General features: G+C 62.7%; 16 protein-coding genes. 15 read left to right on the top strand and 1 reads right to left on the bottom strand.

Annotation, left to right across the window (positions count from 1 at the left end):
• From AB0300_RS18205 to AB0300_RS18275, 15 genes are all read left to right on the top strand, one after another.
• Positions 1-1,387: hypothetical protein (locus AB0300_RS18205; protein WP_366216605.1), on the top strand; the 1,387-nt coding region annotated here is incomplete at its 5' end.
• A complete protein-coding gene (locus tag AB0300_RS18210; RefSeq protein ID WP_366216606.1) occupies positions 1,384-2,859 on the top strand; it encodes a phage portal protein in 1,476 nt (491 codons plus the stop codon). The genes AB0300_RS18205 and AB0300_RS18210, both read left to right, overlap by 4 nt.
• A gap of 31 nt (positions 2,860-2,890) precedes the next feature.
• Complete coding sequence (locus tag AB0300_RS18215; RefSeq protein WP_366216607.1) at positions 2,891-3,430, top strand: hypothetical protein; 540 nt, start codon at positions 2,891-2,893, stop codon at positions 3,428-3,430.
• Positions 3,431-3,519: 89 nt separating this feature from the next.
• On the top strand, positions 3,520-3,987 hold the full coding sequence (locus AB0300_RS18220; protein ID WP_366216608.1) for a hypothetical protein: 468 nt from the start codon (positions 3,520-3,522) through the stop codon (positions 3,985-3,987).
• A gap of 13 nt (positions 3,988-4,000) precedes the next feature.
• On the top strand, positions 4,001-4,903 hold the full coding sequence (locus AB0300_RS18225) for a phage major capsid protein (protein ID WP_366216609.1): 903 nt from the start codon (positions 4,001-4,003) through the stop codon (positions 4,901-4,903).
• A 251-nt stretch (positions 4,904-5,154) separates the two neighbouring features.
• Complete coding sequence (locus tag AB0300_RS18230) at positions 5,155-5,601, top strand: Gp19/Gp15/Gp42 family protein (RefSeq protein ID WP_366216610.1); 447 nt, start codon at positions 5,155-5,157, stop codon at positions 5,599-5,601.
• Between the two features lie 340 nt (positions 5,602-5,941).
• Positions 5,942-6,292, top strand: coding sequence for a hypothetical protein (locus tag AB0300_RS18235; RefSeq protein WP_366216611.1), 351 nt, complete (start codon positions 5,942-5,944; stop codon positions 6,290-6,292).
• Entirely contained in the window at positions 6,292-6,687 is a 396-nt protein-coding gene (locus AB0300_RS18240) for a hypothetical protein (RefSeq protein WP_366216612.1), read from the top strand. The genes AB0300_RS18235 and AB0300_RS18240 overlap by 1 nt, the downstream gene beginning before the upstream one ends.
• A 76-nt stretch (positions 6,688-6,763) precedes the next feature.
• On the top strand, positions 6,764-7,345 hold the full coding sequence (locus AB0300_RS18245; protein WP_366216613.1) for a phage tail protein: 582 nt from the start codon (positions 6,764-6,766) through the stop codon (positions 7,343-7,345).
• Between the two features lie 85 nt (positions 7,346-7,430).
• Complete coding sequence (locus AB0300_RS18250; protein ID WP_366216614.1) at positions 7,431-7,703, top strand: hypothetical protein; 273 nt, start codon at positions 7,431-7,433, stop codon at positions 7,701-7,703.
• 101 nt (positions 7,704-7,804) lie between these two features.
• Positions 7,805-8,071 carry a DUF5361 domain-containing protein gene (locus AB0300_RS18255; RefSeq protein WP_366216615.1) on the top strand — a complete coding sequence of 89 codons (267 nt, stop codon included), beginning with the start codon at positions 7,805-7,807 and terminating at the stop codon, positions 8,069-8,071.
• Between the two features lie 36 nt (positions 8,072-8,107).
• The gene (locus AB0300_RS18260; protein ID WP_366216616.1) at positions 8,108-9,934 is read left to right on the top strand and encodes a tape measure protein; all 1,827 of its coding nucleotides are present in this window, start codon (positions 8,108-8,110) and stop codon (positions 9,932-9,934) included.
• A gap of 11 nt (positions 9,935-9,945) precedes the next feature.
• Positions 9,946-10,704: a hypothetical protein gene (locus tag AB0300_RS18265; protein ID WP_366216617.1), complete on the top strand. Its 759-nt coding sequence runs from the start codon at positions 9,946-9,948 to the stop codon at positions 10,702-10,704.
• Positions 10,705-10,715: 11 nt separating this feature from the next.
• Positions 10,716-11,789 carry a hypothetical protein gene (locus tag AB0300_RS18270; RefSeq protein WP_366216618.1) on the top strand — a complete coding sequence of 358 codons (1,074 nt, stop codon included), beginning with the start codon at positions 10,716-10,718 and terminating at the stop codon, positions 11,787-11,789.
• Positions 11,782-12,396, top strand: coding sequence for a hypothetical protein (locus tag AB0300_RS18275; RefSeq protein WP_366216619.1), 615 nt, complete (start codon positions 11,782-11,784; stop codon positions 12,394-12,396). The genes AB0300_RS18270 and AB0300_RS18275 overlap by 8 nt, the downstream gene beginning before the upstream one ends.
• Here the strand turns inward: AB0300_RS18275 and AB0300_RS18280 are convergent.
• Positions 12,393-12,629: a DUF732 domain-containing protein gene (locus AB0300_RS18280; RefSeq protein WP_366216620.1), complete on the bottom strand. Its 237-nt coding sequence runs from the start codon at positions 12,627-12,629 to the stop codon at positions 12,393-12,395. The genes AB0300_RS18275 and AB0300_RS18280 overlap by 4 nt on opposite strands.
• Positions 12,630-12,981 lie beyond the last annotated feature (352 nt).

Raw genomic sequence — 12,981 nt, forward strand, 5'->3', positions numbered from 1 at the left:
CTTGGTCGTTCTCACTGACCATCGCACGATGGCTCACCCCGTCGCGGTCACGACGCCGCGGGCCCGAAAGACCACCACCCCGCGGGACTCCAGGCGTCAGAACGGCAAGTCGCAGTTGCTTGTGGCTCGGGCTCTGGCTGGTGTGTTGCTGTTCGGGGAGAAGAAGATCGTGATCTCGGCTCATCAGCAGGACACGGCCCGTGAGACGTTCTCGAAGATGGTCGAGATCCTCGAGGCTGATGGCAACGGCTGGTTGATGGATCGTGTTCGCCCGAACGGGATCATGAATGCGATCAACCGGGAGGCCGTGAAGTTCAAGAACGGCGCAACGGTTCAGTTCAAGGCCCGTACCGGTTCGGGTGGGCGTGGTTTCTCGTCTGACTGTCTGTTGCTGGATGAGGCGCAGCGGGTGAAGCGTGCCGCGTGGGTTTCGATCAACTCCACGATGAGTGCGATGCCGAACCCGCAGGTGTGGCTTCTGGGCACGCCGCCAACGCCGGAGGATTACGCGGCAGACATGGGTGAGGTGTTCGAGTCGATCCGCGAGGCGGCGCGTAATGGCGTGTCTACTGCGGCGGCGTGGTGCGAGTGGGGCGCTGACCCGGAGGCGGATGGTTTTGACCCTGCTTCTGAGCTGACGCGGTGGCAAGCAAACCCGGCGTGGAACACGCGCATCAATCACGAGATCGTTCAGGGTGAGTACGAGTCGTATACGCCGGAGGAGTTCTCGCAGGACCGGTTGGGCATCTGGTTGTCGGATCTTGGTGCCGGTGGTTCTCGAGCGGTGAGTGCCCAGCAGTGGGCGGATGCTGCGGTCGATGAGGCGCCGGAGGGTGTGCCGTCGTATGCGGTGACGTTCAATCTGAATGGCGACCGCCTGGCGTTGGCGGGTGCTCGTAAGCATGACGCTGGTGTGCATGTTGAGGTCATTGATGCGTTGGAGGATTCTCGGGGCGTCGAGGGTGGCCTGAGCGCGCTTGCGGATTGGTTCTGTGAGCGGGATGACGAGGGGAAGCCGCGATGGCGGAAGTCGTCGGGTATCGCTTTGTCTGGTCGTGCTGGTGCCCCGGCTCTTGCGCAGTTGCTGCGGGATCGTGGTGTGCCTGACAGGTGGTTGTTCATTCCGTCTACGTCGAAGTATGTGGAGGCGTGTTCCATGTGGCTTGAGGGTGTGCGCGGTGGCACGGTGACGCGTAAGCGTGAGGGGCAGGCGGCTTTGGATGAGTCGGTTGCTGTGGTGGATGTCGATAAGCGTGGCGGTTTGGCTGCGACGGTTCCTGATGGGGATGAGACGCCTGTTGAGGCGGTGGCGTTGGCGCATTGGGTTGCGCGTACGTCGTCGCTGAACTCGCGGCGTATGACGGAGCGGAAGGCGAAGTTTCTATGAGCGTTCTCGCTGCGGGTGTCCCGAATGTGCCGGTGGATGAGTCGGATCGTGATCTGTTTTCCCGGTTGTTCTCGACGTGGGAGCAGAAGCGGGTTCGGAATCTGCTGCGTACGGTCTACTACGAGGGCAAGAACGCGCTGAAGGATTTCGGCATCGCGGTCCCGCCGCAGATGCAGTCTGCGTATACCCCGTTGCAGTGGATCGCGAAGGGTGTGAATGCGGTCACTGGCCGGTCGGAGTTCCAGGGGTTCGTGTCGCCATCCGGCGATGATGACCCGTTCGGGATGGCTGGCATCCTGGCGGACAACCACTTTCATGAGGAGTTTCCGCAGGCCACGAAGTCGTCAGCGATCCACGCGTGCTCTTTTGTGACGGTAACTGAAGGCGACGTGCAGTCGGGCGAGCCTGAGGTGCTGTACCTGGCACGCGCGGCGGATATGTCAGCTGCGGTGTGGGATCGGCGTCGGCGCGCGTTGGCAGGGTTCCTGTCGATCGTGGACACGGATGGCCAGGGGCCGACCGAGATGGTCATGTATACCCCGTTCTGGGTGTACTCGCTGGTGAAGCGGTCGAACTTCTGGTCGGGCTCGAAGATCCGAAACCGACTGAATGAGGTTACGGTGGCGCGGCTCGCGTTCGAGCCGGAACTGAACCGCCCCTTTGGTAGCTCGAGGATCACGCGGACGGCGATGGGGCTCACGGATGCGGCGGTGCGTACTCTGCTGCGCGCTGAGGTGTCGGCCGAGTTCTACAGCGCGGACAAGTATTGGCTGTTCGGTGCGGATGTGACGAAGTTCATCGGGGATGACAAGTGGTCTGCGCTGATGGGTCGTATGAACGCGATCGACGTCGATACCGTGGCGGGCGACAAGGTGGAAGTGCAGCGGTTCACTGGCGCGTCCCCGCAGCCACACTCGGATCAGATGCGTTTGATCCAGGCGATGTTCGCGGAAGATCAGGATCTTGATGTGAAGTTCGCGGACGCGTCGAACCCATCGTCGGCGGATGCGATCTACGCGGCGAAGGAAGACCTGATTGTGAAGGTTCGTACCGCGAACCGGATCTGGGGTTACGGGGCCGTGAAGGCGTTCCAGCTTGGTGTCAGGCTGCGTGATGGCGGCGAGATGTCGGATGAGTTGCGGGCGATGTCTGCTCAGTTCACTGATCCTGCGATTGTGTCCCCGTCTGCTCGTGCGGATGCTTTCTCGAAGCTGTCGACGAGCATCCCCGGTTTCGGTAACTCGACTGTTGGCATGAAGTATGCGGGTCTTCCATTGGAGGACATTACGCAGTTCAAGGCTGAGCAGACGCGTACGGGTGCGGCGGATCGGTTGACTCTGTTGGCTGAGGCTGCGAGGGGGTTGCGTGATGGCAACGGCGGCGCAGGTGGCGGAGTTTCGGCGGGCAAATCAGGATCTGACGGTTCTGGCGCAGGCGCAGCTACGGGACTTCCTGAGCAGCTTCCGTCTTGATGGTGACCCGGTTCGGGTGAGGAACGCGCTATTGGCGTTCTTCCCCGAGCTGGTCACCACGTACGGGGACATCTCGGCGTTGCTGGCCGCGGATTTCTACGACATGCTGCGGGACGTTCCGCCGTCCGCGGCGTCTTTCCAGGCGGCGTTCGCTCAGCCGGTCAACCCGGGTAAGGCGGAGGGGGCCGCACGGTGGGCTGTGAGGGCGTTGTTTGCTGAGGATGCGCCCCGGTTCACCTCCCAGATTTTGGGGGCAACACAGCGCCTTGTGGCGCAGCGGGGCCGGGACACGATCTTCGATAACGCGGGCCGTGATCCGGTACGAACGTCGGTTGCGCGCATACCGTCCGGAACGGATACCTGCACGTTTTGCATAATGCTGGCATCTCGCGGCGCCGTGTACACCGATCTGGTGTCTGCCGGCGAGATGAACGACTTCCACGACAACTGCGACTGTGTGCCTACGGTGATCCGTTCTGAGCGGGATTTCCCCGAGGGTCACGATCTGGCGCGGTTCACGGAGTTGTATACGAGCGGGTTGGGTACTGGACGGTACGCGCCCGCTGACTGAGTTTCCACGACGCACGTCGTGGTCATGCCCGCCTTCCGGTGGGCGTTCACCGCGCCCGCATGGGCGCATGTCTACCACTGGAGGGCCGCATGGCTGAGAACGAGGCACCGCAGGGTGCAGAGCCCGTTGAGGGTGAGCAGGCGCAGGGAACTGATTGGAAGGCGGAGGCCCGTAAGTGGGAATCGCGCGCCAAGCAGAACCTCGCCGACGCGAAGGCGAACGAGGGCGCCGCACAGCGCCTCGCCGAGATTGAGGAAGCGCAGAAGACGGAAGCGCAGAAGGCTCAGGAACGACTCGAGGCCGCTGAGAAGCGTGCCGCCGAGCTCGAACTGCGTGCCGCTCGCGCTGAGGTCGCCGCGACCAAGGGCGTTCCAGCGAATCTGCTCTCGGGCAGCACGCAGGAAGAGCTTGAGGCGTCGGCTGATGCGCTCCTCGCATTCAGGGGCGAGCAGCAGCAGAAGCTCATCATCCCCAACGAAGGCAAGTCGCCGCAGGGCCCCATCGGGGCCGAGAAGGATCTCGAGTTCGCGAACTTCCTGACCCGGCGCACCAACTAACCAAGGAGCAGTAATGGCAACTCTCACCACGGGGGCGTCGTCCACTTTCGACATCCCCACCACTCAGATCGGGCGCATCGCTGAGCGCGTGCAGAACCAGTCGGTTCTCGCCACGCTTTCGCCGGAGCGCCCCACCGTGTACGGCAACGTGCAGGCAGTGAAGATGTCCCGCAAGCCGCGGGCGCAGATCGTCGCTGAGGGCGCGCAGAAGTCGTCTGACACGGCGGCATGGGACACTGTGACGGCCTCGCCGATCAAGTTCCAGACCACCGTCCGTATGACCGATGAGGTTCGCTGGGTCGACCAGGATCACCGTCTGCTGATCGTGGATGACCTCGTGAACGCTCTCGGCGAGTCGGCTGCTCGTGCGGTCGACCTGATCGGCATCCACGGCATCAACCCGATCACGGGTACTCGTGCCGCGTCGGTGACGTCGTACCTGAACCAGACCACGAACCGCACCACGGCCGGCGCGTCCCCCACGGACGAGCTCATTGCTGCGGTCGGCGCGATCGCCGGTGGCCGCTACCAGGCAACCGGTATCGCGCTGGACAACGGTTACGCATTCGGCCTCGCGACCGAGCAGTACGCGGACGGCCGGGACCGCAACCCGGGCATGGGCTTCGGTTCGGACGTGCAGAACTGGAAGGGCCTGCATGTTGCCACGTCGTCGACCGTTTCCGGTCAGCCCGAAGCTCCCGACACGAAGCTGCGCGCACTTGCCGGTGACTACACGCAGGTCCGTTGGGGCTTCCAGCGGCGCTTCCCGGTCGAGGTCATTGAGTACGGTGACCCGGACGGCGGCGGCGACCTGAAGGGCAACAACCAGATCGCGTACCGCGTTGAGGGCGTCATCTATGTGGCGATCTTCGACCTGGACGCGTTCGCGGCGGTTGACGCGCCGACCACTCCCTGATCATGGGCAGGTATGTCACGCCCGCAGGGGTTGTGATCGAGATGTCAGATCATGCCGCACTCGCGGTGGGGTACAAGGCAGAGGTGCGTCAGCCTGACGCTGTCGACGACCAGGCAAAGCGGAAGCGCAAGCCGGGCCGTCCGAGGAAGTCCGAGTGACATGAGGAGGGGCGAGGCTTCGGCTTGGCCCCTCCTCATCTTGACCGACCTAAGCAGGGGGCCATGATGCCTAGTTGGACGAAACCCGAGGACGTGACGGCCGCGTGGATTGGTGGAGGCGCGCCTACGGACACTGACCTCATCCAGAACTGGATTGACCGTGCCGAAAGGCTCATTCGTCGCACGGTCAAGGATTTGCAGGCGCGGATAGATGCAGAGGCCGAGCTGGTGCCGCCAAGTACGGAACTCTTGGCTACCGCACGCGATGTGACTGTGGCCATGGTGATCAGGGTGTTCCGGAATCCCGAAGGGACACGTCAGGTCAACTCGACGACCACTACGGGGCCGTTTTCTGACACTCGCATGCAGACGTATGGCGGGGATGTTCCTGGTGGCTTGGATCTGACAGATAAGGAGATCGCCGCGTTGCAGGGCGCCTCTGAAGGGGCATTCAGTATTGACCTGATCCCACCGACGTCACCGTTTAGCGCTCAGGGCGGTGTCTACCCACTGGGGTGGAGCGGTTTGGCGGTGTGGTGATGTTGCGGCCGATTAGTGAGTATGTCGGCCACTCGGTCTTTGTGCCGGGTTCTGTCGATCCCGAGGGGAATCCAGTGGGGGAGTCTTGGGGTGCTCCGGTTCAGACTGGTGTGTTTGCGTTCGATCCTGGGTCGAGTTCTGAGCCGAGGCTTCCGGGCCATGAGCGCGTTGTCGTGGAGCCGACCGTCTATTACCCGGCCGAGGTTGTGTTCGGTTCGCGGGACCGTGTGGTGGCTAGGGGCGTGACGTACGAGGTGGAGGGTGAGCCTCACTTGTGGGTGCATCCAACCGATTCGGCTCGTCGTGCGAACGTCGTCACTTTGCGGAGGGTGGACGGCTGATGGCGAAGCCGAGGGTCAAGTGGAATCGCGCCGCGTTCCGCGAGTTGCGTCTTACTCCGGAGGCTCTCGAGCTCGTCGAGGAACACGCAGATGCGGTGGCCGCCCGCGCCGGCAGCGGGTATGAGGCTTCTGCGGTGTACGGCAAAAACCGGGCGCGCGCATCGGTGATCACGGGGAACTTTGAAGCGATCCTTGACAACGCCCGACACAACACTCTCCTTCGAGCGTTGGGAGGCACGGAGAGTGCCCCGGTTGGGCCGAAGAAGTATTCGTACACGACTCGGGCGGGGAAGACCATTCAGGCAACCCAGGCGCAGATCGATAACTGGACGCGGAACCGGAGGTCGTGATGGTTGAGGTTCTGGTCGGGCGTGATGCGGAGGGTGCGGCAGTGAGGTTCCTGAACACGGAGCTCGTGTCGCGTTCGGTCGGCGGCCGCGCGGTGAAGATCGTTCCGTCGCCGATGACGTTTCCGCTCGTGCGGGTGTCTCGGGTGGGTGGTGATGTCCGCGATGTCGCGTATGACTCGCCGTTGTTGTTGTTCGAGTGCTGGGCGAACGACATGAAGGCGGCGATTGACTTCGCGTCTGTGGTGCGGGGTCTTGTTCGTGTCTGGGCTCGCCTGTCTGACGATGTGACGGCGGTACGAAGTGCGGGGGATCTCGTGTTCCTTCCCGACCCCGACACCAACAAGCCGCGGTATCAGTTCGCCGTTCAGGTGGACATGAAGATGTCCGCTGTCTAGGTCAGCAATCAAGTAATCGAGCCGTCCTGTGGGGCGGCTTTTTCTATGTCCGCTGCGGCGGAGGAAGAGGTCAACAATGGCTAACACTGTTGCCAACGTCGCGTCGGGCAAGCCTCTCGCGTCTGGTGGGATTTGGCTGGCGCCGATCGGGACGAGCACGCCCACGGGTGTGAGTTCCGCCCTGAACGCGTCGTATAGGTCGGCGGGGTACATCGGTGAGGATGGCGTCACTGAGGGTGGCGAGCGTTCCACGACGAAGATCAAGGCGTGGGGTGGCGATGTCGTCAAGGTGGTTCAGGATGAGCATTCGCTGACGTACACGTTCCGTTTCATCGAGGCGATGAATGGTGACGTTCTTCGCGCCGTGTACGGGGATGCGAACGTCGCGACGACTGCGGCTACGGCCAGCTCGGGGACCATTCACGAGGTGAAGGTTACGGGCGAGTCCCTGCCGCACTTCCAGATCGTGTTCGAGATCAAGGACGGCGATAACCGCATCCGTATCTCTGCGCCGGACGTGCAGATCACCGAGGTGGGGGAGATCACCTACTCGGATGGTGACGTGATCGGGTATGAGGTCACGATTGAGTGCTTCGCGGACGCCGATGGTGTGAAGGCGACGAAGTGGCTCGACAACGGGGTGTTTGCGGGCGCCTGACTTTGGGTTCCGGGGGCGTGGGTTTTCGTGCTGACCTCCCACGTCTCCGGTTCATCACAGGTCAGCGCGTAGGAAAGGTCAGCACATGACTCTTGAGAAGTTTCATCACTCGGTCGGGAAGGTGAAGATCACTCTTCCGAAGTTCGATCAGGTGTTTACGACGTTTGGTCAGGTTCGTGAGTTTCGTCGGCTTCCGGCTGAGGAGCAGATGTTTGCCCTGATTGAGCGGGCTGCGGATGAGCCGAACTTGAAGCGTATCGACTCGTTGTCGATGCCGCAGGTGAAGGATCTGCTTGTTGCGTGGCAGCGGGATGCTGGCGTCAGCCTGGGGGAATCTTCGGCCTCTGCGACCTCGTAGATGAGTTCCCGGAGGCGGTTGAGTATGACGTGCTCAGGCATGGTCTTCGTCTTCGCGATTTGGGGTCGGATCGGTTGACGTGGCGGGATCTGCGGATTCTGTTGTCGCAGCAGAAGCCGGCTGAGTCGGCGTTGTGGATGGAGCAGAACCCGGATCACATGTGGGGTCTGACTGAGTTTCTGACGGCTGAGGTCGCGGACACGTTGCACATGCTCTTTTGGGCGAAGACGAAGGACGGCGCGAAGAACCGCAACCGTCCGAAGCCGATCGAGCGTCCTGGTCGTCGGCCGGAGCGGATGGGCAAGAAGCCGTTGCCGTTGAACGAGATGGCCGTGTGGCTTGCTGAGCGGGTGCCGGTGAGCGTGTAGTCCCCTCCGGGGGCAGTTATGTCCCTGGGGGTGGCTATGGCCGTCGAGCTCGCAACCGCGTACGTTTCGATCGTCGCTTCGACGGGTGAGCTGAAGAAGTCGATCCTGTCCGAGCTCGGCGGAATCGACGACACCGCGAAGAAGAGCGGTGCCGGTATCGGTTCGTCGTTGATGAAGGGGATCGGCGGCGCTGCTCTCGGTGGCGCTGCTGTTGTGGCTGCGGGCGCTGTTGCGACTCTCGGCGTTGCTCTGACCAAGGGGTTCGCGCGTCTGAACTCGATTGACCAGGCGACGGCGAAGATGGAAGGTCTGGGGTTCGCGGCGCAGGACGTCGAGGGCCTGATGTCGAACGCGCTCGACTCGGTCAAGGGCACCGCGTTTGGACTGGGCGACGCAGCCACTGTCGCCGCTCAGCTTGCCGCGACCGGCATCGGCCCTGGCGAAGAGATGGCGGCGACGCTCAAGACGATCGCGAACACTGCTGCGGCTGCTGGCGGGTCGATGGATGAGGTCGGGTCGATCTTCGCGAAGGTGGCTTCGTCGGGCAAGGCGCAGAACGACTCCTTGCAGCAGTTGTCCGACCGGGGTATCCCGATCTACCAGGCGCTGGCCGATCAGTTGGGCGTGACGACGGACGAGGTGTTCAACCTTGCGTCGGCCGGCGACATCTCGTTCGCTCAGTTCGCGGCGGCCGCGCAGGCCGCTGGTGGCGATGTGGCTGCCGCGATGGGTGGGACCGTTCAGGGGTCTTTCCAGAACTTGCAGGCTTCGCTTGGGCGTATCGGCGCCGGGCTGCTTGGTGGGGTCTTCGATGAGCTGGCGCCCACGATCCAGTCGATTACGGGTGCTCTCGGGCCGTTGGAGGCTGTCGCTGCTGACCTTGGGGCGAAGTTCGGTGAGTTCCTAGTCCCGGTCCTCGAGTCCTTCCAGGGGCTCCTATCGGGCGGGTTCGACTTCTCGCCGTTCCTTGAGTTCGCGTCGTACTTGTCGCCGATCGGTTTGGCGTTCAAGGTGTTGCAGCCGATCCTCCCGCAGGTGATGGAGGCGTTCGGTCAGATCGCTGCCGTTCTGGGCGGCGCACTGGGCCAGGTGCTTCAGGTGCTGGTCCCGATCATTGGTCAACTGGTGTTGATGCTGTCGGAGGGCCTGGCGCAGATCATCCCGATCCTGTTGCCGATCATCACCTCGTTGGCTCAGATCATCGGTCAGGTGTTGACGGCGGTGCTTCCGTTGTTGGCGCCGTTGATGCAGTTGGTGCAGGCGATCTTCCCGATCCTGATGGTTGTGATTCAGGCTTTGTTGCCGATCATCCAGGGGCTCGTGGACGCCATCGGCGCGATCCTGATCCCGGTCGTGAACATGCTGGTCGATGTTCTCGGCGGTGTGATCGAGTTCCTGACGGGCGTGTTCACGGGCAACTGGGAGCAGGCGTGGAACGGGATCATCGGGATCTTCGAGGGCATCTGGAACGGGCTCGGCGACATCTTCAAGGGTGTCCTGAACGGTGTCATCGACCTCATCAATGGGTTCCTCGGGAGCCTGAACGAGGTGGGGAACTTCGTTTCCGACGTCACGGGCGGGGCGATCTCGTTTGAGATTGGGAAGATCCCGCATCTCGCTGACGGGGCCACGGTTCTTCCTCGACGCGGCGGGACGTTGGCTGTTTTGGCTGAGGCGGGTCGTGCGGAGTCTGTCGTTGATACGGGTCTGTTGAACCGTGCTCTTGAGCAGGGCATCAATGGCTCTGGCGGTTCGGGTGTTGTCATCACCCAGAACAACGAGCTGGCGCATCTTCCTCTCGAGGTTTCTGTTGAGGCGGCTGGTCAGCAGTTGGCATCCATGGCTCGGCGAGTTCGGGCGTGAGGGAGGGTCTGATGCACGAACTTGCGATCAGTGCTGATGGGATGCAGATCCTTGGCTCTCCGAGCCGTGGGGTGCGGCAGGTCGGGGCGATCGTGAAGCCGGGCGGGTTCCAGGGTTGGCAGGGGCTTCCTGCGGGGCGTCGTGAAGCGCTCGCGCGAGCTGGCGGGCATGGTGAGCACGATGTTCCGACGTTCCTGCCCGCACGGGTGGTGACCGTTGATGCGTGGGTGTTGGCGGACAGCGCGTCCGCGTTGGGGCACCTGGGTGACAGTCTCGTGTCGATCGGTGCCACGGGTGATCGGTTCCGTTTCTCGGTTTCGATGTACGGGGAGACGAGGTGGGCTTACGCGCGCCGGATCTCTGCGGAGTTCGACGACAGTGGAGCTCGACGTGGCGACTACCGGGGCGAGTTTCAGTTGCAGGTCGTCTGCGCTGACCCGCGGAAGTATGGCGAGATCCGCGAGTTCCCGTCGCGCGGTTTCCCCGTGCCGGTCTTCCATCAGGGCAACTTCTCCGCGTTTTCGGAGATTGAGGTTTGGGAGGCGCCGTCTTCGTACAGCGTCACTTCTCCCGGTGGAACGTTCACGGTTTCAGGGGCGACGAGCGGCGGCACTCATGTCATCGACATGCGGACGGGGCGTGTGTTCCGCAACGGGGTCGAGCAGTTCGACGTGGGACGCGGGGATCTCTGGTCCGTGCCGCGTGGGGCGGTGTGGGAGCACACGGTTTCCGCCCCGGGTGTGATCCGCATCCCTGACACCGACATCTAAACGGGGGCGCCGTGAAACTTGAACTGTGGATGCATGACGCGATCACAGGGGACGAGATTGCCCGCGTGCACCCCATCCTGGATGGCGCATCGTGGTCAACGAATCTGGCGGGGACCGGGCAGTGCTCGTGGAGCTTCCAGGTGAACGACCCGAACACGGGGATGACGGGTGCCCGCATCTCGTCCCTGTTCCGCCCGAACGCTCGCCTGTTCGCTCTTAGGCAGGGGACCACTGTCATTGGGGCGTGGAAGGTTGAGGAGTGGGACTACTCCGCTGACACGTCTCGGCTGTCGGTGAAGGGCGTCGAGCTCGTGCGCAGCGAGACGAAGTGGCGCATGACGTACGGGTTGAACGAGTACACGCTCGGCACTCTCACGGTGACGAACCGGTCCTACTCGGGTGCGGTGCGGGCCATTCTGTCTCGCTTCAAGGACCGTTCGGCAGCGTGGAACTACCCGATCGACTTGCCGGCGGATGGCTCAGGGTCGTTCACGCAGACGTGGGAGTACTGGAAGAAGTTCACCATTGAGGATCTGCTTGCGCAGGTCGAATCCGAGGGCATTGAGATCTTCTTCCGCCCCTACCTGACTGCGGCGCGTCAGCTTCGTTTCGAAACCCTTGTGGGTGCGCGGGTCACCTCGGGGGCTTCGTCATTCCACCTGGGCGCAGACCGCACACCATTGAGCGGCGTGCACTACAGGGTTGGTGGTGCCGACCAGATCACGGGTGGTCAGGGGCTCGGTCAGGGAACGGGGCAGGATCAGGCGGTTGCGTACGCGGGTGAGCCTCCGTACACGATCCCGATCCGTGACGTGAAGCAGACCTTTCCGGATCTCACGGGGGCGCGTCTTCAGGCGGCGACCAACGCGTGGTTCGCGGAAGCGAAGAATCCGACTGTTCAGTGGACGGTTGACACGTTCACGTTCTCGGAGGAGCACCCGCCTGAGCATGCGCTGACGGCGCGCGCCTGGACGCTGCATTCGAGTAAGCACTCGGTGTTGCCCGATGGCCCTCATTCACTGCGCGTGATCGCGTCGTCCGGGTCGTTCGGCTCTCAGATCAAGACGGAGGTTCAGAGTGGCTAGGGACTTGAATGCGTTGTGGGATTGGATCCCCAAGCTTGTCCGACGTATTGAGCGGCTTGAGTCTGGTGCTCTGCTCGAGAACTCGTCGATCACTGGTGGTCGCATGCGGTTCATCGGTGGGCTGCTGCGGATCGATTCTGGTGGTCGTGTTGAGATCGTGGGTACGTTGCAGATCGACGGCACGACCACAGTGACGGGCACTTTCACGGTCACGGGAAACTTCAAGGTCACCGGTCCGTGGAGGCTCGAAGGCCCCGGCGACATCACGGGAAACGTTGATGTGACAGGGACGATCCGCGTGCTTGCGGGCGGCAAGATCCAGGTCGGGAACATCATCATTGATCCGACGATCTCGGGTGGGGCGATCACCTTCGCCAATGGTGCTCAGGTGTTCACGGACGGTTCTACGATCCAGGTTTACAAGGGCAACGGCGTTGTCCAGATCAGCGATACTGAGGCGAAGCTTCAACTCGGTGGCACCGTCCTTAGGCTGACGTCTGGGCACATCTATGCGACAGGCATGTCGACAAGGGATGCGTCATCCTGGCCCGGCGGGTTCGTCGGCGCGGTTGTCAGCAATGGTACCGAGCTCTTCCGCTTGATCTAGCCGAACTCCGGGCAGAAGCTGCGGACAGCACCGCTGCGGATTGCGATGCTGTCGTAGAAGTAGCCGGTCGTTTCGTGCGGCTTCTCGCCGTCCACGACCCGCACGTCTTCCGCGGCCACGCCTGATTCGAGTTGCTCACAGGCCTCATGTCCGGCGGCGATGAGCTGTTCATCCGTGGCGTTCGGGATCTGAGTTTCGGGGAGAAGGTTGTCTCGCACGTAAGCGAGAAACACTTCGTCGCTGCTGTCTCCGGAATCCGCGGGTTCTTCCGCTGATAGCGGCCCGGGCGTCTCGCTCGGAGACGGTGACGCTGGGGGCGCGCTGTCACTGGTAGTGCCGGGCGTTTCCGCGGAGCTACATCCAGCGATGCCAAGAACCAGTAGTAGTGCCGCTGCGGCGGCTGTTACCTTGGGCACGTCGACTCCTTCATAGTCGGCTCTGCCCCTCACCGGACCCACATCCGGTGGGGGGCTTTATCTGTGCCCTCACGATAGCGGGTCGCGGTTGCGCCTGCCAGAGCTTTAGGTGGAGGCACCGATGACTGATTCCCGTGTTCTTGTGCGCGGTCGGCTTACGGATGCGGCT

The organism is Microbacterium sp. NPDC078814, assembly GCF_040702645.1.
GTDB lineage: Bacteria > Actinomycetota > Actinomycetes > Actinomycetales > Microbacteriaceae > Microbacterium.

Bases quoted from the DNA above. Each gene is read 5' to 3' on its own strand.
- AB0300_RS18210 (WP_366216606.1), top strand. From the start codon at position 1,384: ATGAGCGTTCTCGCTGCGGGTGTCCCGAATGTGCCGGTGGATGAGTCG.
- AB0300_RS18220 (WP_366216608.1), top strand. From the start codon at position 3,520: ATGGCTGAGAACGAGGCACCGCAGGGTGCAGAGCCCGTTGAGGGTGAG.
- AB0300_RS18225 (WP_366216609.1), top strand. From the start codon at position 4,001: ATGGCAACTCTCACCACGGGGGCGTCGTCCACTTTCGACATCCCCACC.
- AB0300_RS18235 (WP_366216611.1), top strand. From the start codon at position 5,942: ATGGCGAAGCCGAGGGTCAAGTGGAATCGCGCCGCGTTCCGCGAGTTG.
- AB0300_RS18240 (WP_366216612.1), top strand. From the start codon at position 6,292: ATGGTTGAGGTTCTGGTCGGGCGTGATGCGGAGGGTGCGGCAGTGAGG.
- AB0300_RS18245 (WP_366216613.1), top strand. From the start codon at position 6,764: ATGGCTAACACTGTTGCCAACGTCGCGTCGGGCAAGCCTCTCGCGTCT.
- AB0300_RS18250 (WP_366216614.1), top strand. From the start codon at position 7,431: ATGACTCTTGAGAAGTTTCATCACTCGGTCGGGAAGGTGAAGATCACT.
- AB0300_RS18260 (WP_366216616.1), top strand. From the start codon at position 8,108: ATGGCCGTCGAGCTCGCAACCGCGTACGTTTCGATCGTCGCTTCGACG.
- AB0300_RS18265 (WP_366216617.1), top strand. From the start codon at position 9,946: ATGCACGAACTTGCGATCAGTGCTGATGGGATGCAGATCCTTGGCTCT.